General features: G+C 36.9%; 27 protein-coding genes. 5 read left to right on the top strand and 22 right to left on the bottom strand.

The window, feature by feature from the left end; all coding sequences use genetic code 11:
* Nucleotides 1-42: 42 nt before the first annotated feature.
* From RCG20_RS12735 to RCG20_RS12680, 12 genes are all read right to left on the bottom strand, one after another.
* A complete protein-coding gene (locus RCG20_RS12735) occupies nt 43-279 on the bottom strand; it encodes a DUF2577 family protein (protein ID WP_308180505.1) in 237 nt (78 codons plus the stop codon).
* A gap of 14 nt (nt 280-293) precedes the next feature.
* Nucleotides 294-2,084 (bottom strand): tape measure protein, encoded by a 1,791-nt coding sequence (locus RCG20_RS12730; RefSeq protein WP_308180504.1) that lies wholly within the window; start codon nt 2,082-2,084, stop codon nt 294-296.
* Nucleotides 2,085-2,219: 135 nt separating this feature from the next.
* Nucleotides 2,220-3,398, bottom strand: a complete 1,179-nt coding sequence (locus RCG20_RS12725) for a phage major capsid protein (RefSeq protein WP_308180503.1) — start codon at nt 3,396-3,398, stop codon at nt 2,220-2,222.
* On the bottom strand, nt 3,391-3,771 hold the full coding sequence (locus tag RCG20_RS12720) for a hypothetical protein (protein WP_308180502.1): 381 nt from the start codon (nt 3,769-3,771) through the stop codon (nt 3,391-3,393). The genes RCG20_RS12725 and RCG20_RS12720 overlap by 8 nt, the downstream gene beginning before the upstream one ends.
* A gap of 379 nt (nt 3,772-4,150) precedes the next feature.
* The gene (locus RCG20_RS12715) at nt 4,151-4,303 is read right to left on the bottom strand and encodes a hypothetical protein (protein ID WP_308180501.1); all 153 of its coding nucleotides are present in this window, start codon (nt 4,301-4,303) and stop codon (nt 4,151-4,153) included.
* 64 nt (nt 4,304-4,367) lie between these two features.
* Nucleotides 4,368-4,826 (bottom strand): ArpU family phage packaging/lysis transcriptional regulator, encoded by a 459-nt coding sequence (locus tag RCG20_RS12710; protein WP_308180500.1) that lies wholly within the window; start codon nt 4,824-4,826, stop codon nt 4,368-4,370.
* A 48-nt stretch (nt 4,827-4,874) separates the two neighbouring features.
* A complete protein-coding gene (locus RCG20_RS12705; protein WP_308180499.1) occupies nt 4,875-5,144 on the bottom strand; it encodes a hypothetical protein in 270 nt (89 codons plus the stop codon).
* A 4-nt stretch (nt 5,145-5,148) separates the two neighbouring features.
* Complete coding sequence (locus RCG20_RS12700) at nt 5,149-5,868, bottom strand: replication protein (protein WP_308180498.1); 720 nt, start codon at nt 5,866-5,868, stop codon at nt 5,149-5,151.
* Between the two features lie 16 nt (nt 5,869-5,884).
* A complete protein-coding gene (locus RCG20_RS12695) occupies nt 5,885-6,289 on the bottom strand; it encodes a hypothetical protein (RefSeq protein ID WP_308180497.1) in 405 nt (134 codons plus the stop codon).
* A 20-nt stretch (nt 6,290-6,309) separates the two neighbouring features.
* Complete coding sequence (locus tag RCG20_RS12690) at nt 6,310-6,513, bottom strand: hypothetical protein (protein ID WP_308180496.1); 204 nt, start codon at nt 6,511-6,513, stop codon at nt 6,310-6,312.
* Nucleotides 6,514-6,516: 3 nt separating this feature from the next.
* Complete coding sequence (locus tag RCG20_RS12685) at nt 6,517-6,798, bottom strand: helix-turn-helix domain-containing protein (protein ID WP_308184339.1); 282 nt, start codon at nt 6,796-6,798, stop codon at nt 6,517-6,519.
* A gap of 18 nt (nt 6,799-6,816) precedes the next feature.
* On the bottom strand, nt 6,817-6,993 hold the full coding sequence (locus tag RCG20_RS12680; protein WP_308184338.1) for a helix-turn-helix domain-containing protein: 177 nt from the start codon (nt 6,991-6,993) through the stop codon (nt 6,817-6,819).
* Nucleotides 6,994-7,173: 180 nt separating this feature from the next.
* Here RCG20_RS12680 and RCG20_RS12675 point away from each other — a divergent pair, with 180 nt between their 5' ends.
* A complete protein-coding gene (locus tag RCG20_RS12675; protein ID WP_308180495.1) occupies nt 7,174-7,569 on the top strand; it encodes a helix-turn-helix domain-containing protein in 396 nt (131 codons plus the stop codon).
* Nucleotides 7,532-8,743, top strand: coding sequence for a site-specific integrase (locus RCG20_RS12670; protein WP_308180494.1), 1,212 nt, complete (start codon nt 7,532-7,534; stop codon nt 8,741-8,743). Before RCG20_RS12675 ends, RCG20_RS12670 begins: the two co-directional genes overlap by 38 nt.
* Nucleotides 8,744-8,841: 98 nt before the next feature.
* Here RCG20_RS12670 and groL read toward each other — a convergent pair whose 3' ends face one another.
* Both groL and groES read right to left on the bottom strand, forming a co-directional pair.
* On the bottom strand, nt 8,842-10,470 hold the full coding sequence (gene groL / locus RCG20_RS12665) for a chaperonin GroEL (RefSeq protein ID WP_308180493.1): 1,629 nt from the start codon (nt 10,468-10,470) through the stop codon (nt 8,842-8,844).
* Nucleotides 10,471-10,529: 59 nt separating this feature from the next.
* Complete coding sequence (groES, locus tag RCG20_RS12660; RefSeq protein WP_308180492.1) at nt 10,530-10,817, bottom strand: co-chaperone GroES; 288 nt, start codon at nt 10,815-10,817, stop codon at nt 10,530-10,532.
* Between the two features lie 467 nt (nt 10,818-11,284).
* Here groES and RCG20_RS12655 point away from each other — a divergent pair, with 467 nt between their 5' ends.
* Both RCG20_RS12655 and RCG20_RS12650 read left to right on the top strand, forming a co-directional pair.
* On the top strand, nt 11,285-12,016 hold the full coding sequence (locus tag RCG20_RS12655) for a CPBP family intramembrane glutamic endopeptidase (protein ID WP_308180491.1): 732 nt from the start codon (nt 11,285-11,287) through the stop codon (nt 12,014-12,016).
* The gene (locus RCG20_RS12650) at nt 12,013-12,213 is read left to right on the top strand and encodes a YdiK family protein (protein ID WP_308180490.1); all 201 of its coding nucleotides are present in this window, start codon (nt 12,013-12,015) and stop codon (nt 12,211-12,213) included. The genes RCG20_RS12655 and RCG20_RS12650 overlap by 4 nt, the downstream gene beginning before the upstream one ends.
* 42 nt (nt 12,214-12,255) lie before the next feature.
* On the opposite strand, the gene RCG20_RS12645 is transcribed toward RCG20_RS12650, so the two are convergent.
* The 6 genes from RCG20_RS12645 to moaC all read right to left on the bottom strand — a co-directional run bounded on the left by RCG20_RS12645 (nt 12,256) and on the right by moaC (nt 17,223).
* Nucleotides 12,256-13,779 carry an MDR family MFS transporter gene (locus RCG20_RS12645; RefSeq protein WP_308180489.1) on the bottom strand — a complete coding sequence of 508 codons (1,524 nt, stop codon included), beginning with the start codon at nt 13,777-13,779 and terminating at the stop codon, nt 12,256-12,258.
* Between the two features lie 10 nt (nt 13,780-13,789).
* Nucleotides 13,790-14,497 carry a cytoplasmic protein gene (locus RCG20_RS12640; RefSeq protein WP_308180488.1) on the bottom strand — a complete coding sequence of 236 codons (708 nt, stop codon included), beginning with the start codon at nt 14,495-14,497 and terminating at the stop codon, nt 13,790-13,792.
* Between the two features lie 15 nt (nt 14,498-14,512).
* Nucleotides 14,513-15,232 carry a polymer-forming cytoskeletal protein gene (locus tag RCG20_RS12635; protein WP_308180487.1) on the bottom strand — a complete coding sequence of 240 codons (720 nt, stop codon included), beginning with the start codon at nt 15,230-15,232 and terminating at the stop codon, nt 14,513-14,515.
* 12 nt (nt 15,233-15,244) lie between these two features.
* Nucleotides 15,245-15,868 (bottom strand): YhbD family protein, encoded by a 624-nt coding sequence (locus tag RCG20_RS12630; protein ID WP_308180486.1) that lies wholly within the window; start codon nt 15,866-15,868, stop codon nt 15,245-15,247.
* A gap of 171 nt (nt 15,869-16,039) precedes the next feature.
* The gene (locus RCG20_RS12625; RefSeq protein WP_308180485.1) at nt 16,040-16,699 is read right to left on the bottom strand and encodes a redox-sensing transcriptional repressor Rex; all 660 of its coding nucleotides are present in this window, start codon (nt 16,697-16,699) and stop codon (nt 16,040-16,042) included.
* Between the two features lie 26 nt (nt 16,700-16,725).
* Nucleotides 16,726-17,223: a cyclic pyranopterin monophosphate synthase MoaC gene (gene moaC, locus RCG20_RS12620; protein WP_308180484.1), complete on the bottom strand. Its 498-nt coding sequence runs from the start codon at nt 17,221-17,223 to the stop codon at nt 16,726-16,728.
* Nucleotides 17,224-17,402: 179 nt separating this feature from the next.
* Between moaC and RCG20_RS12615 the strand changes: the two genes are divergently transcribed.
* Nucleotides 17,403-19,319: an ABC-F family ATP-binding cassette domain-containing protein gene (locus tag RCG20_RS12615; RefSeq protein WP_308180483.1), complete on the top strand. Its 1,917-nt coding sequence runs from the start codon at nt 17,403-17,405 to the stop codon at nt 19,317-19,319.
* 312 nt (nt 19,320-19,631) lie between these two features.
* On the opposite strand, the gene tsaD is transcribed toward RCG20_RS12615, so the two are convergent.
* Together tsaD and rimI are read right to left on the bottom strand one after the other, a co-directional pair.
* Complete coding sequence (gene tsaD, locus RCG20_RS12610) at nt 19,632-20,657, bottom strand: tRNA (adenosine(37)-N6)-threonylcarbamoyltransferase complex transferase subunit TsaD (RefSeq protein ID WP_308180482.1); 1,026 nt, start codon at nt 20,655-20,657, stop codon at nt 19,632-19,634.
* Nucleotides 20,654-21,103: a ribosomal protein S18-alanine N-acetyltransferase gene (gene rimI, locus RCG20_RS12605; RefSeq protein WP_308180481.1), complete on the bottom strand. Its 450-nt coding sequence runs from the start codon at nt 21,101-21,103 to the stop codon at nt 20,654-20,656. Before rimI ends, tsaD begins: the two co-directional genes overlap by 4 nt.
* Nucleotides 21,104-21,107: the final 4 nt, after the last annotated feature.

Genomic DNA, 21,107 nt, shown 5'->3' with positions numbered 1-21,107 from the left:
CCAATACTGGGACCCCCTTTTAATCATGTTCTAATAAAACTGCTACTCTATTACTCTCATTGCAACAAATTTTCCTTTTGGCATTGGAAACAAAATAACTGTTTGACCTACCCTAAATTCAGTTTCCTGGACGATATAAAATTGATCATCGTCTAACTCAATTCCATGAGTTTTTATTTTCAATGGGTCTACACTACTAACTTCCCCTAAAAATGGTAAAGGTGAATTATGATAAGCTCCTTCTTTTCGAATTATATAAGCTAACTCGGCAATACTCATATAATTCCCTCCACCTACATGTTAGATAAAGCTAATTTCAATTGTGGGACCAATTCTCTTACAATATCATTCACAGTAGTACCTTTTGCATGAACTTCGATTTTATTGATTACAATGCTCTTTCCTTCACTTTTTGCCATCTTTACCGATTTATCATGAGGATAAACCCTTGAACCTCCTGGCAAGTCCACAATCTCTCCACCGCGCTCATTGATTAATGACGGGCCACCGGTAAAGTAACTTGTACCTAAAGCATTTTTTGGAACATTTTTATGCGTTGCTAGATATGCGCCGCTGACTGCCCCTGAATTATTAATACCGCCAGCCTTTTCCGTTTTAGATCCCCAATACACTTTAGGGATGATTGGAATTTTAATACCTGGGATTAAATTGATTTTTTTAATCAACCAATTTAATTTATCGATGGTGCCATTAACCATTTTTGCTGCACCTGTTTCAATACTTTTCCAGACGGAACTCATTTTTGTTTTTACCGTATCCCAGTTTTTATAAAGTAAGATACCTGCAGCTACAACAGCACCGACTCCTATAACGATCCATCCTAAAGGAGTTAAAGCCAACGTACCATTTAACAGTCCCTGTGCTATGGCCACAGCGTTTGTAACACCTTTCCATATCTTTAATGATGTAGTAATAGCCATCACACCGACTTTAAAGGTTGCTATTGACGCAGCCACACCAGCGACAACAGGTCCAATTAATGACCAGTTACCTGATATGAAATTATATAATCCCTTAGCTTTGTCTAATACAAATCCAATACCATCTTTCATTCCAGGTAATCCAGTATTTTTAATCCATTCAATACCGGGTTTTGCATTTACATACATCTGGACGGCATTATCTTTTACTACGTTAAACCAATGACCTGCCGTTTTTAATCCATCACCGATTTTCACTCCAATTTTGGTAAAGGTGCCGTCATTAGCCAATTTTTGAATATAATCTCCAAAAACTTTTGCTTTTTGTTTAACTACATCGAATAAGCTGCCTTTCATAATCTCACCTGTAGCACTAATACCAGCCATAGAGGCTAATCCGGTTTTCCAAACGCCTGTAATGGTGGACATTACACCCTTAAAGGAGTTTGCCTGAGTTGCCATTCCGCCTTTAAAACGGTCATTCATAAGTGAAAACATTGCATTATTAAATTTTTGCTGATCCACTATTTGCCCTTTGTTGTTAATGATTTGTTGATGCCGGTACATCGTTCCAGCTTGCTTGGCAATCATGCTTTTGGTAATCCCGAATTCCTTCATGCGTTCAAGCTCGCCAGTTTGGGCATCTGCCACTGCTTCAACTGCCTGGTCTAAATCTTTATTCATAACAGATGCCATATTTCCGATACCAGGCATTACTTTTTTGGCTTGCAGTCCGTAACTTTGGAGTTTAACAGTCGCTTGAACAACTGAATCTGTCTCAAATGGTGTTCTATTAGCAAAATCAACAGACCATTTCATCATTTCCGCTGCCTTTTTTTGGTCCTTCATTACCACATTTAAGGTATTCCTGTACTGCTCCATTGATGAAGCTGCATTAATAGCAGAACTTGCGACACCTTCAACAGCTTTTAAACTTACATACCCTGCAGCAAGTCCCGCTACACCTTTCGCTACACTTGAAAAACTTGAAACTGCTGTCTCACGAAAACGACTAACTTGATTACCTGTCCGTCTTAAACGTCTATCAAGATCGGTAATGCCGTTTCCAGCTCGCCTAGCATTAGAGGAAAAATCACGGTCCCTAAGTGTTAATACTGCTGATATAACCCTTCCACCAGCCATATTTCCACCGCCTTTATTAAATTTTTTTTCAAAAAAAGGTCGTCTATAAAAGACGACCAAAACCTACCTAAGGAGTTGTTCAAATGAATTTGGAACAAGAAACTTTAAAACATAAAATCAGAAATTAGTAAGATATTAGCCCTTTTTAATCCGGGTAAAACCTTTATAGCAACAAGTGTTTCCACCTGCAAATACACTAGCTTTAATAGCAATCTGACCACTCTTAAACTTGAAATCTTTTGATTCTTGAATTTCAAGTCCACTGAATAACGGCATTTCATAAGCAGCTGGTTTACCATAAGCCATAAAATATTCGCCTACAGCTGCATCGTCAAAGCTTTTAATTACACTGTTAATGATAAATGGTACTTCGAACGAATCTTCACTGCTAATCGATCCGGAATTTCCGTTCTTATCAAGTTTGATGGTGTATAAACGTTGTCCAGTCGTAGCACGAAGTTTAGAAAATTCCGCTAGTGTTTGCTTATTTAAAATTAGATAAGCTCCACCTTCTACAGATTCATCTCCACCATGTTTGAAAACAATTTCATCTAAAGTTTGATTATCAATTTGAGTTACTGTCAGATCAACTGTTGCTGGCATAACGTTTAATGGAGCATTAAAGATTCCTAGTAAACTGTTTGTACCACCAGTACCAACAATAATCTGTTGAGACATTTTTTTCCTTACAGCTGTTAAAGCTGCTTGGTGAGCGAAAGTCATATACTGATTACCACCTAACTTTTGGACTTCTTCTGGAAGTTCAAAGTAAGTAGTGATTTTTGCTTTAACGATATTGACAAAATCTGTTTCGATCTCATCATTATCGTGATAATCAGCACCTTCAGCAGAGTAATCAGCTGATCCACTTGAAACAACAAACCCTTGGTTATAGGATTCTCCCCCGGGGATTGGGAAACTATGAACCAGGTCAACGAGGGAACTTACTTCGTTAAATACAGGCTGTAATTGTTGGCTTGCTTGTGTTTGTAGAGCGACATTACCGCCAGCTATTGAAATTGAACGAATTTGTGATTCCTCAAGGCTTAGCTTTACGGCCTTACCATTCTCAAATAACTCTGCACGCTGCTCAAATTCTTTACTCCGTTGTTCTTGTCCTGGCACTGAATTCAGAAAACCGAAAGAAGTGACTGTTCCAGCTTTTTCAGCTTCACGTTTCTCAATATCTACTTTTTCTTGATTAAGAGATCTTAACTCTACATCAAGTGCATTTAGATCAATTGATTTATCGTCGCTTTCAAGTAAGTGTCTGATTTCACCCATTCTGTTACGAATTTGTTCGAGTCTATTCATTATTTTCACCTCCCTTCACTGCTTTTCTAGCAGCCATAAGTTCAGCGATTTCTTCAGATAAAATTTTATTTTCAATTTCCATTTTTACTCTTTCGACATCTGCCGTTTTTACTACTGAATTAATATCTTGAAGTGCTTTTGAAATAACTTCTAATTGTTCTTTTTTAAGATCTTTAATCGGTAGTTCAAGAAATAAAGTTTCGCCTTTAATTTTTGGATGAAAGCGTTTTGCGTAATCTTGTAATGCGTAACGTGCAACGGTTGAAAATGTTGCTTCTGCTCCTGGTACCGATTCATTAATGGTTTCAATAACGGCTTTAACTTCGTCTGCTAATTCGTGAGGAATACGAGCTCTTAACTGATAATCAGCCATTTTTTCACGTCCTTTCCAAATTCAATTTTACTTCTTGTACTCATTGTACCACTTGTATCACATTGGTTGCAAGTGGTAAAAATGTTAAAGTTAATTTACCCTTAATTCATTAGAAATAAAAAAAGACTTTAGATTGCTCTAAAATCCTTTGGAATTCATTTTAAATTAACCTACACCCCTCATGCGCGCTAGATATGTGTTACTTGATGGGCTATCATACGGTCACAGGCAATGGGCACTTCATTATTTTTATGGGGGGGATACCGTTTTGTTAATCTGTTGCATTTCAACTTCTCTTATAAGTCCATTCAGTATCCTTCTATTACGCCTATTCATCTGATTTTTTCTATGATCTTTGCCTTTGGTTCTCGCTCTTTTACTATTGTTTCTTGCCATAAGCTTGGTCCGATCGTTTCATGTGTCTTGCCTGGTAATCTTCCCAATCCTCATTCATTCCTCTAAAGCCAATGAACTGTTTCATAAGCTGATTTATAACTTTTAACTCATAAAGTTTCTTTTGTTCTTCACTCATTAACTAGTTCATCCTCCTTTGTCGTATATCCGAGTAATAGAATCATCTGGATCCTTTCACCACCTTACAGTTGTAAATCAACACCACAATCAATCCCCAAGATCAAAGCAAGTTTTAAAATGGCTCTGTTTCGAATGGTGTTGAAAGTTACCTCGCTGATTGGTGGATCAAATTCAAAGCAATATATTTGGTAATTTGTTGTATATTGGCTCTCGTTATCTGTATACCTTTTCTCGATAAGAAGCCGTTCTTTTTCTGGCAATCGTTCAATAGCCTTTTCCATTCGTTCACATAAGGCAGCGCGCTTATCTTGCTCGTCCGCATTATGTACAGCCGCATTTCCTGTCTGGTCACTAGTGTGATTTGTTGGGCCATGATAACGAGGTTCATAAGAAGATGTAATGTTTGTTTCTCGATTAAAAAAGGCTGTTGTTTTATATAGCTGGTAACGTTCTAGTTCCTTTTCAACAGCCTTTCTGATTTTTAATTTCTCTGCAGTAGACAAGGATTTTAAGATATACATTCAGATCATCCCCATGCTATAATTTTGGCAATTACAGTTTGGGATACCTTATTTCTGGCTTTCACTGGTTTTTAGTGAAGGCCTTTTGTTTTCTCTTTCAATTTCTTTTTCCTCACAAGTCTGATGCAATTTTCTCATTTTGTTATTTCTAAATGATTTAATTACATCTCCCTCAATATTGGTTAGAGTCTGAACGTTACAAATGAGGTCGAAAGCAATTTCCTCTTTAGACATAATTTCATCTGATAATAAGACATCTGCTAGCTCAAGTAGATTAGCTTTTAGCTTCGATATTTGCGACCACGTATTGATGTTCATTTTATTAGCCTCCTAAAATAATTTCTTTAAAGTACCTTTTGAAAGCTGGTAAAAAAGCTAAGATATTTCCGTCATTGCCTTTTGGTAAATTTGCAAAATGATAAAATACTATATCTTCGAATTTTTCGGAATCAGTTAATATTTCATCAATACTTTCTAACTCATTTAAAATTAAATCATGTTTTATTTCTGTGACCTTCATGTGTTGTTTCCCAAACTTATTAAAGAAATGTTGATTATAAATATTCAGAAAAACATTACCTTGGATTCGCAAATCCAAGTTGTTTTTTTTCTTTAAAGATTTTCTTTTAAGTTCTTTATACTTGGTATCGTCTTGTAGACCTCTAGTAGTATCGTTTCGTTGACCTCTAGTAGTATCGTTTTGTAGACTACTATTTGCATATTTTTCAATTTCCCAATCATCATAATTTTTGTTAAAGGAGAGAACCTTTGAACGTCTCCCGCCGCCTTTTTGAATTTCCAGGAGCACCTTTTTTTCTATAAGACCTTTTAAACTTTCACTAATTCTAGTTCTTGTTAAATTAGTGGTTTTCTCTAAAAAACTTAATGAAAAAATATGTTCTTTTCGGTCATATCCATAGGTGTACCGCCAAACGGCCTGGATAATCTTGTATTGATTTAATGTGAATTTGTAGTTTTGGGTAGCTTCCAATAATTCATTGGCTATCCTGGTAAAGCCCTTTTCTAGTTGAACGTTTGCCATTTCACCTCACCAACTTTTATTCTTCAATATCAGTTTCCCATTTTAATATGGTCCTTTTTGCTTCTTCTAGGGAAAAACTCTCATTTTCCACTGCTTTAAAAATTTGTTCGATCGCATATTTTTTATTGTTGAATTCAACTATTTTAGTTGCCATATCATTTAATTTGACTCGTGCCTTACATCCTTCATAAAGCGATTGACCTACATTCCATTCCGTATGGTTATTTGAAGTCTTTTCCACTAAAGTTTTTAAAATATCTTTGACTGTAGTCGCTTTGTATTGGCCATGATCTTCTACTTCAATAAAATCGCCTTCTTCTAAATCCATATTGGAATATCTGCCATGGACTTTATGGATCAGTGAGACGGTATCACATCCAAAGAATACAGTAATACGACCTGTTAAATATTCATTTGTCAATTTCAACACCACACTGTTATTTATTTTTCCTCTGATTTAAACCGCGTTAACTCCTGGACCATTCTTTTTTCATAGGATTCCAGCATCATTTTAATAAGATAATCTTTATCAAACTGAGATTTATCAGATTGAAGAAAAATTATTAGCTGGCTTGCTGCATCAAAACCTATGAGCCACATTCTGTATTCATCCTCTGTTAGAAAACATTGAACTGATTTTTCCATCGCTTAGGCCCCCTTACTTTTCTTTTTAATTTCAATTGACCAAAGATTAATATATCGCTCTACTTCCCTCCTGTTGAATAACCACTTACTACCGATTCGAATTGAGGGAAAGTTAGGATCCCTGAGGAACATTTTCTCAACTGTTGGCCATGATAACGAAAGCATCCTACAAAGTTGTTTAGAATCCATTAACAATGATTGAAGTTCAATTTTATCTAATCGCTTTTGAACTTCTTCGAGATATAAAGCCTTTAGTTCATCTTCGTTAAACTTAATGTCAATCATCTTCACTCCCATCCTCCTTTAGACTTTTTCACGGACGTTTTCCTGTTCTTGTTTGGAAATCCATTCATCAAGCATAACTTTGCGAAACATAATCCTGTTTCCGACCCGGTAATGCGCTATTTCTTTTTGTCGAGCCATTTCACGCAATTTGTATTCGGATGATCCAATATAAGGAGCTGCTTCTTTTATAGTCATTCGTTCCACACTATCACCACCTATCGCCCACATTTGCAAGCAAAATGAGTAAAAAAATAATTTTTGTTTCTTGATAATTGAATCTTATATCATTTTGCCCACATATGCAAGCATTTATTAATAAATATTTATATTTGCCCACATTTGTGTATAATAGATTGTAGAAAGGGGTCGAGGCAAATGGATCAACAAGAGTTTGGTCAATATATATACAATCTTAGAAAAAAGAAAAAAATGTCTATTAGAATGTTAGAAGATCTTTCGGGTGTATCTAATTCTTATATATCTCAAATTGAAAACGGTATTAGAAGACCTTCCCCAGATGTTTTAAAAAAATTATATGCTCCTCTGGATATTTCGTATGTTGAGTTAATGGTGGGTGCCGGACACTGGAGCGAAGATGAATTATTAGAGGCATTTAATGAAAATGAGGTTTTTAAAGAACAAGTTGACCTAGAAGAATTTTTAAATAAAAACAATATAACTTTTAAAGGAGTTATTATTACTGACCACGATAAGAAACTAATAAAATTTTATCTTGAAACACTTTGTTCTGATAGAACTAAGGAGGACTAAGGCGATGGCACAATTCAGACAACGCGGAAAAACATGGACCTATATTGTGGATATGGGCATAGATCCACTCACAAAAAAGCGCCGCCCTCAAGTTTCAAAAGGTGGATTTAAAACACAAAAAGAGGCGAAAGCTGCAGCTCGCCTCGTGGAACTAGAAAAACAAAATGGAACTCTTATTAAAGAGTCACAAATGCCATTTGAACAATTCGCTAAAGATTGGTTAAAAACTTATGGTCGTAGTGGGGTTAAGGTAAGCAGCGTAAGAGCCAGGGAAAAAGAAATGAAGCATTTTATAAGTGTATGGGGACCATTCCCCATTAGCCGTATTACAAAAAAAATGTATGAAGAGCGTATCCTAGAATTAAACGAGAAATACAGCCACAATTATATGGACGGCATTCATGCATGTGGAAGAATGATTTTTAAGAAAGCTGTAACTCAAAATTTGATAAAAATTAATCCTACTGAAGATTATAAACTACCTAAAAAGCAACAAACCGTTGAGGAATTGGAGAAGGAAGAAGAAGACATTAACTTTTTAGAAAAAGAGGAGCTTGCTCATTTTCTTAAATTAGCCCAGTCTGAGGGGCTTGAAATGGATCATTTAGTCTTTACTGTACTTTCCTATACTGGTTTAAGAATAGGTGAACTATTAGCTCTAAAATGGGTGGATTTCAACTCTAAACAAGGGACTTTACGCATAACTAAAACGATTTACAATCCTACCAATAATTTTGAAAAGTATCAGTTGCTCACCCCAAAAACAATTGGATCAAAACGCACTATTGAGATTGACGAAATGCTGGTAAAAATGCTGAAAAAACATGAGATTAAACAAAAAGAAGTAAAACTGAAAAACAAACCCATATACCAAGATAACGGATTTATTTTTGCTCGGGATGATGGTCACCCACAATTAAGAAAAGTTTTTGAAACCAGGCTTCACCGGTTGCTGAAAAAAACAGAAATCACAAAAAATATTACGCCTCACTCTTTCCGGCATACTCATGCATCATTAATGTTTGAAGCTGGTGCAACTATCAAAGAAGTAATGGAACGCCTTGGCCATACGGATCCAAAGACAACAACGGTTATTTATACTCATGTTACCCAAAGCACGAAAGAAAAGACCTCCCAACAGTTTAGCAAACTGATGAAAGGCCTTCTTAATTAGTTTGGGTTTTCTTTTGTCGAATAATGCGGACAAACTCTCGGACAAGTTTGTCCGCATATCGTTTTAAACGTTGATATAAAAGGGTTTATAGACACTAATTACATCATGCCGCCCATTCCACCCATACCGCTCATATCAGGCATGCCTGAACCAGCAGGTTCTGGTTTGTCAGCAACTACAGCCTCAGTTGTTAAGAACATAGCAGCAACAGATGCAGCATTTTGAAGAGCTGAACGAGTTACTTTAGTTGGGTCAACGATACCAGCTTGGATCATGTTTACCCACTCACCAGTAGCTGCGTTGAAGCCTGTTCCAACTTCTTCACGTTTTAAGCGGTCCACGATAACAGATCCTTCAAGACCAGCATTGTGTGCAATTGTACGAACTGGTTCTTCCATTGCACGTAATACGATATTGATACCTGTTGCTTCGTCGCCTTCTGCTTCGATTGCAGCAACTTTGCTATATACATTAAGAAGGGCAACACCACCACCGGATACAATACCTTCTTCAACTGCAGCACGAGTTGAGTTTAAAGCATCTTCAATACGAAGCTTGCGCTCTTTTAGTTCAGTTTCAGTAGCAGCACCAACTTTGATTACAGCTACACCACCAGCTAATTTAGCTAAGCGTTCTTGTAATTTTTCACGGTCAAATTCAGAAGTTGTTTCTTCTAATTGAGCACGGATTTGGTTTACGCGAGCTCCGATAGAAGCAGATTCGCCAGCACCCTCAACAAGTGTTGTATTTTCTTTTGTTACAACTACTTTAGAAGCGCGTCCTAAAGATTCAATTGTAGCAGATTTAAGGTCACGGCCTAGTTCTTCAGTGATTACTTCACCACCAGTTAAAGCAGCGATATCTTCAAGCATTGCTTTACGACGGTCACCAAAGCCAGGAGCTTTAACAGCAACTGCATTGAATGTTCCACGAAGCTTGTTCACAACTAATGTAGAAAGAGCTTCCCCTTCAACATCTTCAGCAATTAGCAATAATGGCTTGCCTTGTTGAACCACTTGCTCAAGAATAGGAAGGATTTCCTGAATGCTTGAGATTTTTTTGTCTGTGATTAAGATATATGGATTTTCTAAAACAGCTTCCATTTTCTCAGTATTGGTTACCATGTATGCTGAAGCATATCCACGGTCAAATTGCATACCTTCTACAACATCCAATTCTGTTGTAAAGCCTTTAGATTCTTCGATTGTAATAACGCCATCGTTTCCAACGCGCTCCATTGCTTCAGCAATCAATTGGCCTACTTCTTCATCAGAAGATGAGATGGAAGCAACCTGTGCGATTGATTCTTTGCTTTCAATTGGCTTAGAGATGGCTTTTAATTCTTCAACTGCCAACATAACAGCCTTTTCGATTCCTTTGCGAATGCCCATTGGGTTTGCACCTGCAGTAACGTTCTTTAAGCCTTCACGAATCATCGCTTGAGCAAGAACGGTTGCAGTTGTTGTACCGTCACCAGCAACATCGTTTGTTTTGCTTGCAACTTCAGCAACAAGCTTTGCACCCATGTTTTCAAAAGCATCTTCTAATTCGATTTCTTTTGCAATTGTTACACCATCATTTGTGATGAGTGGTGAACCGAATTTTTTCTCAAGTACCACATTGCGTCCTTTAGGTCCAAGAGTTACTTTTACAGTATTTGCCAATGTATCAACACCGCGTAACATTGCGCGACGAGCATCTTCACTAAATAAAATTTCTTTAGCCATTGTTCAAAAGCCCTCCTCGTTTGTTTTTCATTTATAAGTAATAAATCTCTTCTAAGTAATTACTCGCCAATTACAGCAAGGATATCGTTTTCACGCAAGATTAAGTATTCTTTTTCCTGGTATTTCACTTCTGTTCCAGCGTACTTTGCAAAGATAATACGATCGCCAACAGAAACTTCAAGTGCAACACGTTCTCCACTTTCAAGCACACGACCTGTACCAGCAGCTACAATTTTTCCTTCTTGAGGCTTTTCTTTAGCTGTGTCTGGTAATACGATACCGCTTGCAGTTTTTTCTTCTGATTCAACAAGCTCAATAACAATGCGATCACCTAATGGTCTTAACAAATCAAACAACCTCCTTAAATATGTAGGTAATTCTGTATTATTAGCACTCTCTTATCATGAGTGCTAACACAAGTATTATAATAATGAATCTAATACTCTTTTGCAAGCAAGATACATTAATTTTTTTATATATTTTGTAAAAATTATTGTTGTTGAAAAATACCTTCTGGCACATTCTTATGAAATAAAGGTACATATGCCCCCCATCTATACTGAAAGGGAGTCCCGTTTAAAATATAAATATCCTTGTTTACTAAAACAATAAGCCAAATTCTAAACACTTATTTACATATTAAACATAGCTTTAGCTCCTTTTCCAAACAAACAACCTTAAAAGTATGGGATAAATTTGACATTATATACATATTCCTTTAGAAAAAGGCTTCTAATTGAAACAGAAGTAGTTTTAAGAGTAGAATGAATAATAGTGCTTACTATACTGAAGGATTTAAAGGAGATTACTCAATTTGAAAAGAGAATATTGGCTTATTTTAATAGTATATATTTCGATGCAATTCTCTAGCCTTGTTGGTGTTCCCCTAATAGCCTTTGTGCTAGGGATATCCGGAAAAGGAGTCGAGGCCTCGAAAGGGCTTGCAATTCCCTATTGGCTGATCATTAGTTTTTCCATTGCGCTAGTTATTGTCCTTTTTATTCTTAGGAAGGAAATGGCCAAAAACGATGTTAGAAAGGGAAGTTCAATTGGAAGTTCGATTATCTGGGCATTCTTCGGCGTTTTTCTTGCGTTTTTCGCACAGATAGTTGCAGCAAATATTGAGCAGCTCCTTGGCGTTAATATGGGTTCTGAAAATACTCAACAAATACTAAAAATAATCAACACCTTTCCATTTGCAATCCTTGTTAGTTCGATCATAGGTCCTATCTTGGAGGAAATTGTTTTTCGAAAAATCCTCTTTGGGGCATTATATAAACGGTATAATTTCTTTATCTCTGCAGTGATCAGTTCCGTCATTTTCGCATTGGCTCATATGGAACCGCAGCATGTTCTTTTATATTCAGCCATGGGCTTTACATTTGCCTTCCTTTATATCAAAACAAAGCATATTCTTGTCCCAATCTTTGCTCATGTAGCAATGAATACATTGGTTGTCTTGGTGCAATCCACCTATAAAGATGACATCGAGAAACTCATACAAGACACAAAAACGATTCAAAATTTTATTGGAGGATTTCTATGAGACAGTCACCATTATTTTCCGGAATCATTTATCTTTTCCTCGGCATATTGTTCACGTATTTTGCCATTCAAGATATTCAAGAAAGTGGATGGGGCATTTTCGTCTATCTACTCGTGATTTTAGCTACCTTCGATTTTGGCTCAGGCTTAAAAATACTCATTTTTTACTTTGCTAATAAAAATAAGAAAAACAAATAAGAGAAAAGCCTTTCCACAACAGTAAGTGTGAAAAGGCTTTTTCTATACAGTCTCATTACCCGGAATCTCATCCTCAAATACCATTCTCTCTTTCCCCATTACAAAAATTAATAAAAATGCAAGGCAAGCAGGAATAAGAGCCCACATAAAGGTATGAACAATTGAATTTGATAACGCCTCCGTTATTTTATCTAAAATTTGCGGAGGAATTAATTTTCTTGCTTGTGCTGATAATAGTGAACGCGAATCTCCAATTACTCCACCTTTTGGCATTTGTCCCATTCCACTGAACGCATCTTCTAGCTTCACTTTAAAAATATTCCTTTGGATTGTTCCAAAAATCGTGATCCCCACCGTCATTCCAAGGGACCGAATAAAATTACTCGTAGATGTTGCAGATCCTCTTTGATTTATGCCAAAAGAGTGGATAGCTGCCATACTTAAAACAGAAAAGGAAAAACCTACACCAAACCCAATTACTACCATATAAAGAGTCAGTAATACTCTGCTTGTATCAACGGTTAACGTACTTAACAATAAAAATCCTACAATCAAGATCACACCAGAGATAAACATAATCTTCTGGTAGCTCATCTTCGATACTAGAATTCCACCAATCTGGGCTGTAATGACCGAGCCAAACATCATCGGTAATAAAATAAGACCAGAGTTCGTTGCACTACCTCCATAAACCCCTTGAACAAATATCGGAATATAAACTGTTGCAGCCATGAATGCAGCACCATAAAATAAACCAACAATCGTACTTGAGGCATATAAACGATTTTTAAACATCGAAAAGGAGATAATTGGATCCTTCACTTTTGTTTCAACAATTGTAAAAATTAAAAACAAAACAGCAAAACCAGAGAATAGACCTATAATAATACCCGAATTCCAATCATACTTTTGACCACCAAGCTCAAGAGCAAACATTAAACAGACCACAGCTCCAATTAATGTGATAGCTCCCCACCAGTCGACAGATTGTTTTTGATGAATAGGTGATTCTTTATAAAATAAAGATATAAATATCAACGATAAAATTCCAAGTGGCAGGTTAATATAAAAGACCCAGTGCCAGCCAATATTGTCTGTAATATACGCCCCTAGCAATGGACCAAAAATACTTGATAATCCAAAAACAGCTCCGAACAGACCACCCATTTTCCCACGCTTTTCAGGAGGAAAAATATCAAATATAATGGTGAACGCAATTGGGATTAGCGCTCCACCTCCAACACCTTGAATAGCACGATAAATACTCAATTGAATAATACTATCAGCTGTTCCACACAATGCCGAACCACCCATAAACAATAGTAGGCCCATTATAAAAAAGCGTTTTCTCCCATACATATCGGATAGTTTTCCAAAAATCGGCATGCCTGCCATTTCAGCGACCATATAAGCTGAAACAACCCACACAAAATTCTCAAGACCGCCGAGATCGCCAACAATGGTACCCATCGCTGTTACGACAATGGTATTATCCATCGCTGACATTAACATCCCCAACATCAGCCCGGCAACGACCAACCCAAATTTTCTATTATTTTTCTCCATAAAATTCTCCTTACACTTGTTTTGTCTTTGTTTTAACAACCGAGTCTTTATCCTGGATATAATCAGCTGAATACTCAACCAATCCAATCGTACATCCAGGACCAATTTCAACCTTTTTTCCTCTTACAATTTCTGCTTCGGTATTTTCAAGATAAATATCGTCCCCTTCAATAACCTTAGCAAATAATGATCCTTCATCTTTTAAAAATGGAAGAAATGACTTTCTTTTAACGATTATTTTTCCACCACCTATTTCTTCTGCAGTGCTACATCCATGCCTTAACGCCATCCGTATTATATCCGCACTCAGCAATCCTTTAATTTCAAAGCTTCCATGCAGGGTAAATGCTTCAAATTCTACATTCCCCACGGCTGAAATGCTTCCCTTAATATCAGCACTTTCTCCGGTAAGACTTTCGCCTACATCAAGCATCCCACGCATCTTTAAATGTTTGATAGGAGCCTTGCCATCAACGGACATGGTTCCCATGACATGCAATTCATCAGCGTCTAGATTCCCCTTAACTTCTGCTTCACCCATAACTTTCATCGAGCCCACTTTAACATTAAAAAGGGCCTCGCTCGTTCCGTAAATTTTAAATACTGAACAGTCTATATCACTAACGATTGTACCTTCTCCTCTTACGACGACTTTTTCGTAGTTACCACCAGGATAACTTCCCGATCCATTGATAATAAGATTATGATTCTTCGTCATAAATAATCCCCCTTTCTATATCTTTCTGCTTTCATCTACAATCGCACTTTTATCCTGAGTAAATGTTCCAGAATATTCAACAAGACCTATTTTACAATTTGGACCTATTTTTATATTGTTTCCTCGAACAATCTTCGCTTTTGTGCTTTCAATCTCAATATGATCTCCTTCAATAAGGTCTGTTTCAAGGAATGTTTGGAAAAACGGTTTAAATAAATTTGCCATTATAGACGTTTTCTGTCTCACAACAATTGTTTGCCCACCAATCTCCTGTGCACTACATTCTCCGAATAGTTTCACATCAACCCTATCAGCATTTAATAGACCGCCAATTGAAAAATAACATTCTCCTTTAAAAAGATCTGTCTCACAATTTCCCCCGACAGTGATCCGGCCCTTTACCTTCATTTCCTCACATTTCAAGTTTCCGCCAATCGATGTATTCCCTGAGACTTTCAACCGGTTCACTATAGCGTTATTTTCAATCTTTCCTCTACCTTCAATTGACAGCATCGAGCTTTCAATATTCCCAGTAATTTTCCCGTTACCACTAATTTTAGCTGTTTTTGAATGGAGGTTTCCTTTTACTGATCCTGTACCATTCGATTCAAAATTATCGCATTCAATGTCACTATTAACTGTTCCTTTTCCGTTAAGAATAACATTAGTAAATTGGCCACCATTTGATGCACCAAATCCATTAATCGTTAGGTCACCACTATTTTTTGGCTCCATCTTCATTCTCCTCTATAATAATTTCGCTCTTATTTCTTCCATGCAGGTTAATAATGAAAGCTGCGCTATGACTTTTGTTCCATTTTCAAAATGAGCTGCCTCCGCATTTACTAGTAAGAGGCAAGTTGAAATGCCCAGCTTCCTGACCATCACCAATTCACAGCTTTTTTGCTTAATTAAACCCGTATTATCTTTTAACACTTGCATGAGCATTTTTCCTTCTTCAAGACTAATATCACCAGATTGAAGTAATTTTTCTAAAATAAATACTTCTAACATTCTGGTTAAATCAAATTGAAGGTCGCCCTTATCATTTTCTAGATAAAAGTGGATAACATCACTCGAAACAATGTTACGTTTTATTAACTCGTCTTTTTCCAAGGTTAAGTCTGTTAGGTTAGGAGAAAACATATCTGCTAACTCATCTAATGATAGGTTCTCTTTCATTGTTTGAATTTTATTGATTCTTTCTAGTATCTTGTCTTTAGGAAAGAAGGTTTCCTGCCCCGTGAAGGTGGACTTTCTAACAAACCACTCCTCAGGGATTAGATCTTTTCTTTTCCATCTATATAACTGGCCATAGGAAATGCCAGCCAACTCTAACAGGTCTTTCTTCGAAATTAAATCCTCATTCATTTTCGAAAACCCCTTTCTGATACCAATGTAACATAACACTGTTACGTTGTAAAGATTCGTTTCAAAGAATTTTCTAATTCAGCAATACATAACTAACAAAGATAAACTTTCTTATAAGCAAAAAAAAAATAGCCATTTCACTTTTTTATCGTGAAACAGCCATTTTACCTTTTACATATTCTTTTCAATATCATTTGTGGGGTAATGCTTTAAGAAATAAACTAGCGATTGAAGCTCTACTGCCAAGTCTATATGATGAACCCTTATCGAAGCTGGCACATTTAGTCTTGCTGGAGTAAAATTTAAAATTGCTTTAATATTTGACTTAACGAGACGATCCGTGATCATTTGTGCAAAAGGAGCAGGCACAGTTAAAATAGCCACTGAGATCTCATTCTTACTTAAGTAATCCTCAAAGTCGTCCATTGGCTTTACATGGACATCCCCAATTGATGTTCCAATTTTCTCCGGATCTACATCAAAGGCGCATTCTATTTTTGTATTGTTATTCTTAGAAAAGTTATAGTTTAAGAAGGCTGTCCCAAGATTACCAACCCCAATTAACGCCACTTTTGTCAATTCATCTTGATCAAGTGTTTTACGGAAGAAGGTTAAAAGATAATTAACATTGTAGCCATATCCCTTTTTCCCCAAAGCACCGAAGTAGGAAAAGTCTCTTCGAATTGTTGCTGAGTCTACTTTAACCGCCTCACTCAACTCTGCTGAAGAAACTCTTTGTTTGCCGGAAGAATACAGGTTATTTAAAAATCGATAATAGAGTGGCAATCGTTTTGCTGTTGCCTGTGGTATTTTCACCGTTTCATTACTCATCCTATTTCCTACACCCCGCATGAATATTATCTAATATTTGTATTTCTTTTAAAGTCACCGTTTTTTCCTCCGGTTTTTTCGACTAAAAACGTTGGTCCTATGACCATTCCCTTATCCACAGCTTTACACATATCATAAACTGTTAACGCACAAACAGAAGCAGCTGTCAACGCTTCCATTTCAACACCTGTATTACCTTTTGTTTTTACTGATGCCTCAATGTTCAATTTATATTCATGTTGATTTTCCTCTTCCCAATGGAAGGAAATATTCACTCCGGTTAATGGGATTGGATGGCACATAGGAATAATATCCCATGTTTTCTTTGCAGCCATTATTCCAGCTACTTGACCAACAGCTAGCACGTCACCCTTTTTCATTTCATTATGGGTAACCTTTTCATATATTTCTTTACTTACAATGATACTTGAGTGAGCAAGAGCAGTGCGAGTTGTTTCAGGTTTATCACTAACATCAACCATTTTTGCTCTGCCTTCATCATTAAAATGGGTAAATTCTGACATAATAAAGCCTCCCTTCAAATCATACACTATTTTTTCCCGTATGTGTGCGAAACTTTGAGCATATTGTCACGTTTTTTAAATTTTCACTCTTTTATTCCTCTGAATAGTTTTCAGTGATGGCTTTATTGCCGACATCAATGGAATACGATACACTGTTCTATGTAATAGGGGTGAAAAGAATGATTTTATTGCAGGTAAATCAACTATCAAAATATTATGGTGCTGATCTTATTTTATCCAATATAAAGCTTGAATTACAAACTCGAGACCGTGTTGCTCTTGTTGGACGCAATGGCGCAGGGAAATCTACATTGTTAAAAATCCTTGCTGGCCATTTATCTCGCGATGGCGGTGAGATTATTAAGCCAAAAGAAGTGACAATTGGTTATTTAGCACAAAATACTGGTTTGGAGTCCCATTTGTCAGTCTGGGATGAAATGTTAACTGTATTCGATCATTTGAGGAATATGGAAAAATCACTTCGCCAGATTGAAGAACAAATGGCTAACCCTTCTATTCTAGAAGATCAAGGAAAATATGAAAGAATTCTTAAAGAGTATGATCAAATGCAAGTAAAGTTCAAAGAACAGGGCGGCTATCAATACGAAGCCGATATACGTTCTGTTTTACATGGGCTTAAGTTCCATGAATACACAACGATGATCTCCAGTTTAAGCGGTGGTCAAAAAACACGGCTAGCATTGGGAAAGCTTCTACTAACAAAACCTGATATTTTAATTTTAGACGAACCAACTAACCACTTAGATATTGAGACTCTTACATGGTTGGAACAGTATTTGCAGGGCTATGACGGTGCTATTCTAATCGTTTCCCATGACCGCTACTTTTTAGATAAAGTGGTCAACCAGGTCTATGAGGTTTCGCGTCGTCAGATTCAAAAATATCCAGGTAACTATAGCTCTTATTTAGACCTAAAAGCAGCCAACTATGAGCGTGACTTAAAGCTCTTTGAAAAGCAACAGCAGGAAATCGCCAACCTTCAGGATTTTATTCAGCGCAATTTAGCGCGGGCCTCAACAACAAAAAGAGCCCAAAGCCGTCGCAAAAAGCTTGAAAAAATAGATGTAATGGATCGCCCTTTAGGTGATGAAAAATCCGCTACATTCTCCTTTGAGGTTGGAAGGCAAAGCGGAAACGATGTGCTTAAAGTTGAATCTCTTTCTGTAGGCTATGAAAGGGATGTAGTGTCTACCACTATTTCATTTCAGGTTTTTAAAGGGGAAAGCATCGCTCTTGTAGGACCAAATGGAATTGGCAAATCAACATTATTAAAAACCATCATCAAGAAACTCCCTGCACTTGCCGGAACGATCCAATATGGGACAAACTTAAACATTGGGTATTATGACCAAGAACAAGCCGAACTTACATCCAATAAACGTGTATTAAATGAACTTTGGGATGATTATCCCTTAAAAAATGAAAAAGAAATACGAACCGTGTTAGGTAATTTCTTATTTTCTGGAGATGATGTTTTAAAAATCGTTTCCACTTTAAGTGGTGGCGAGAAAGCACGTCTTGCTCTTGCAAAACTAATGCTTGAGAAGGCTAATGTCTTGATTTTAGACGAGCCAACCAACCATCTTGATCTTGATAGTAAAGAAGTCCTTGAAAATGCCTTAATCGATTATCCTGGTACGATTTTATTTGTTTCGCATGACCGTTATTTTATTAATCGCATCGCGACAAAGGTATTAGAATTGAAGGCTGATGGTGGCACCGCATTTCTTGGTGATTATGATTATTATATTGAAAAGAAAACTGAATTGGCGGAACTTGAAGCTTTAACTTTAGCTACTACTAAAAAGATTGAGCAAGTAGAGATTCAAGAGAAAAGCTCTTATCAACAGGATAAGGAGAGCAAAAAGTTAGAACGCCAACGAAAAAGAAAACTTGAAGAATTGGAAACTAGAATTCAAGATCTTGAGGAACAAATTCAAGTTTGTGAGCAACAATTATGTGAACCTGAAATTTTCCAAGACCATGAAAAAGTATTAGACATAACAAACAAAAATGAACAAGCAAAAGCTGAGCTGGAAACCCTTATGGAAGAATGGGCAGAGCTAGCAGAATGATGGACGAGACCTTAGGATCTCGTCCTTTTTCCACATGTTTATCCACAAAAAAGGGTGAGTTTTACAATCTTTTTTAAACTTATCCACAAAATCCACAAAATTCGTCATTGTTATCCACATTACTAACAGCTGCTTTCAACTTATCCACAAAATTAATTGCATGTTTCTTTTTTTTCATAGGCTTTGTTGAATTTTATTGTTGATAAAAACAATTTTTAGTTCGTTTAACTCCATTGAGCAAAAAATCAATTGAAGTTTTGCACAGCCTTTAAAAAAATATCCACAAAAAAAGTTCTTCCTGTGAAGAAGAACTTAATTATTGTACTTTTCAATTTCCAATCCAGGGTTAGCATTTAGTGCAAGTTCTGCTCGTTTTCCTTTTTTAAACATGATACTTCCAGCCGCAGCTATCATCGCCGCATTATCGGTACACAAAGATACAGGAGGAATGATTAACTCAATTTCCCCTTTATCGGCAAACGCTTCTTTCAATGCATCCCTTAAGCCTTTATTAGCTGCAACACCACCAGCTAACAACAGCTGTTTCACCCCATATTCAGCTACTGCTCTTTCCGCCTTTTTCACCAATACGTCAATAACACTCTTCTGAAAGCTTGCCGCCAGATCCTCTGGTGCGATTTTTTCACCACGCTGTTCTGCATTATGGACAGTGTTAATGACAGCAGATTTTAACCCACTAAAGCTGAAATCATAGGACCCTTCCTCAAGCCATGCTCTCGGTAAGTCAATAACAGGATTCCCCTCTTGAGCCAATCGATCTATATGCGGACCTCCAGGATAGGGCATATTTAATGTGCGTGCTACCTTGTCAAAAGCTTCACCTGCAGCATCATCCCTTGTTTCCCCAATCACTTCAAAATGGCCATGTTCTTTCATATACACAAGCTCTGTATGGCCACCTGAAACCACAAGTGCTAATAATGGGAATTTCATCTCAGTAACCAAACGATTTGCATAAATATGCCCAGCTATATGATGGACAGGGACAAGCGGGAGATTATGTGCAAAGGCCAAGGCTTTCGCAGCATTAACTCCTATCAATAAAGCTCCCACTAAACCAGGACCTTCTGTTACGGCAATCGCATCAAGCTCTTGAAAAGTAAGACCAGCTTTGTTCAATGCCTCTTCTAAAACAATCGTGATTTGTTCTACATGATGTCGCGAAGCAATTTCTGGTACTACCCCGCCAAACCGTTTATGGCTTTCTATTTGGGAGGCCACCACATTTGCAAGAATTTCATGCTCATTTTTAATAATTGCCACTGCAGTTTCATCACAGCTTGTTTCAATACCCATTACTAATAGGTCCTTTTTCATAATTTCACCCACATCACTAATGCATCTTCTTGGTTATCGGAATAATAGTTTTTTCGTATCCCACCGTTTTGAAAACCAAATTTTCTATATAGGGATAACGCTGGATAATTAGTTACCCGTACCTCTAGTGTCATGCTTTTCGCACCCTTCTCTTTGGCAACTTCAATCAACTTGTGCATCAATGCATGTCCTAACTTTTTACCCCTATAATCAGGCAATATCGCCACATTTGTTACATGTGCCTCGTCGACCACAAGCCAGACACCGCAATAGCCAATAACCTTATGGTCTTCTTCAAGAACAATGTACACTGCAAATTGATTATTATTCAATTCATTATAAAAAGCATCACGACTCCATGGCGTTGCAAAAGAAGCATGCTCAATTTCTAGCACCTGATCAATATCCTCTTCCCTCATGTATCGAAAAATATATGAATTATCCATTTCT

The sequence above is a fragment of the Neobacillus sp. PS3-40 genome, from assembly GCF_030915485.1.
Taxonomy (GTDB): domain Bacteria; phylum Bacillota; class Bacilli; order Bacillales; family Cytobacillaceae; genus JAUZPL01.
Note: the sequence above shows the minus strand (reverse complement) of the source record. Positions and strands in the feature narration are given on the sequence as shown.

Bases quoted from the DNA above. Each gene is read 5' to 3' on its own strand.
- RCG20_RS12685 (WP_308184339.1), bottom strand. From the start codon at position 6,798: ATGATTGACATTAAGTTTAACGAAGATGAACTAAAGGCTTTATATCTC.
- RCG20_RS12730 (WP_308180504.1), bottom strand. From the start codon at position 2,084: ATGGCTGGTGGAAGGGTTATATCAGCAGTATTAACACTTAGGGACCGT.
- RCG20_RS12725 (WP_308180503.1), bottom strand. From the start codon at position 3,398: ATGAATAGACTCGAACAAATTCGTAACAGAATGGGTGAAATCAGACAC.
- groL (WP_308180493.1), bottom strand. From the start codon at position 10,470: ATGGCTAAAGAAATTTTATTTAGTGAAGATGCTCGTCGCGCAATGTTA.
- RCG20_RS12680 (WP_308184338.1), bottom strand. From the start codon at position 6,993: ATGACTATAAAAGAAGCAGCTCCTTATATTGGATCATCCGAATACAAA.
- moaC (WP_308180484.1), bottom strand. From the start codon at position 17,223: ATGTCAGAATTTACCCATTTTAATGATGAAGGCAGAGCAAAAATGGTT.
- RCG20_RS12635 (WP_308180487.1), bottom strand. From the start codon at position 15,232: ATGGAGCCAAAAAATAGTGGTGACCTAACGATTAATGGATTTGGTGCA.
- rimI (WP_308180481.1), bottom strand. From the start codon at position 21,103: ATGGATAATTCATATATTTTTCGATACATGAGGGAAGAGGATATTGAT.
- RCG20_RS12615 (WP_308180483.1), top strand. From the start codon at position 17,403: ATGATTTTATTGCAGGTAAATCAACTATCAAAATATTATGGTGCTGAT.
- RCG20_RS12700 (WP_308180498.1), bottom strand. From the start codon at position 5,868: ATGGCAAACGTTCAACTAGAAAAGGGCTTTACCAGGATAGCCAATGAA.
- RCG20_RS12735 (WP_308180505.1), bottom strand. From the start codon at position 279: ATGAGTATTGCCGAGTTAGCTTATATAATTCGAAAAGAAGGAGCTTAT.
- RCG20_RS12705 (WP_308180499.1), bottom strand. From the start codon at position 5,144: ATGAACATCAATACGTGGTCGCAAATATCGAAGCTAAAAGCTAATCTA.
- RCG20_RS12625 (WP_308180485.1), bottom strand. From the start codon at position 16,699: ATGAGTAATGAAACGGTGAAAATACCACAGGCAACAGCAAAACGATTG.
- RCG20_RS12650 (WP_308180490.1), top strand. From the start codon at position 12,013: ATGAGACAGTCACCATTATTTTCCGGAATCATTTATCTTTTCCTCGGC.
- RCG20_RS12675 (WP_308180495.1), top strand. From the start codon at position 7,174: ATGGATCAACAAGAGTTTGGTCAATATATATACAATCTTAGAAAAAAG.
- RCG20_RS12720 (WP_308180502.1), bottom strand. From the start codon at position 3,771: ATGGCTGATTATCAGTTAAGAGCTCGTATTCCTCACGAATTAGCAGAC.
- RCG20_RS12640 (WP_308180488.1), bottom strand. From the start codon at position 14,497: ATGACGAAGAATCATAATCTTATTATCAATGGATCGGGAAGTTATCCT.
- tsaD (WP_308180482.1), bottom strand. From the start codon at position 20,657: ATGAAAAAGGACCTATTAGTAATGGGTATTGAAACAAGCTGTGATGAA.
- RCG20_RS12630 (WP_308180486.1), bottom strand. From the start codon at position 15,868: ATGAATGAGGATTTAATTTCGAAGAAAGACCTGTTAGAGTTGGCTGGC.
- RCG20_RS12645 (WP_308180489.1), bottom strand. From the start codon at position 13,779: ATGGAGAAAAATAATAGAAAATTTGGGTTGGTCGTTGCCGGGCTGATG.
- RCG20_RS12715 (WP_308180501.1), bottom strand. From the start codon at position 4,303: ATGAGTGAAGAACAAAAGAAACTTTATGAGTTAAAAGTTATAAATCAG.
- RCG20_RS12690 (WP_308180496.1), bottom strand. From the start codon at position 6,513: ATGGAAAAATCAGTTCAATGTTTTCTAACAGAGGATGAATACAGAATG.
- RCG20_RS12710 (WP_308180500.1), bottom strand. From the start codon at position 4,826: ATGTATATCTTAAAATCCTTGTCTACTGCAGAGAAATTAAAAATCAGA.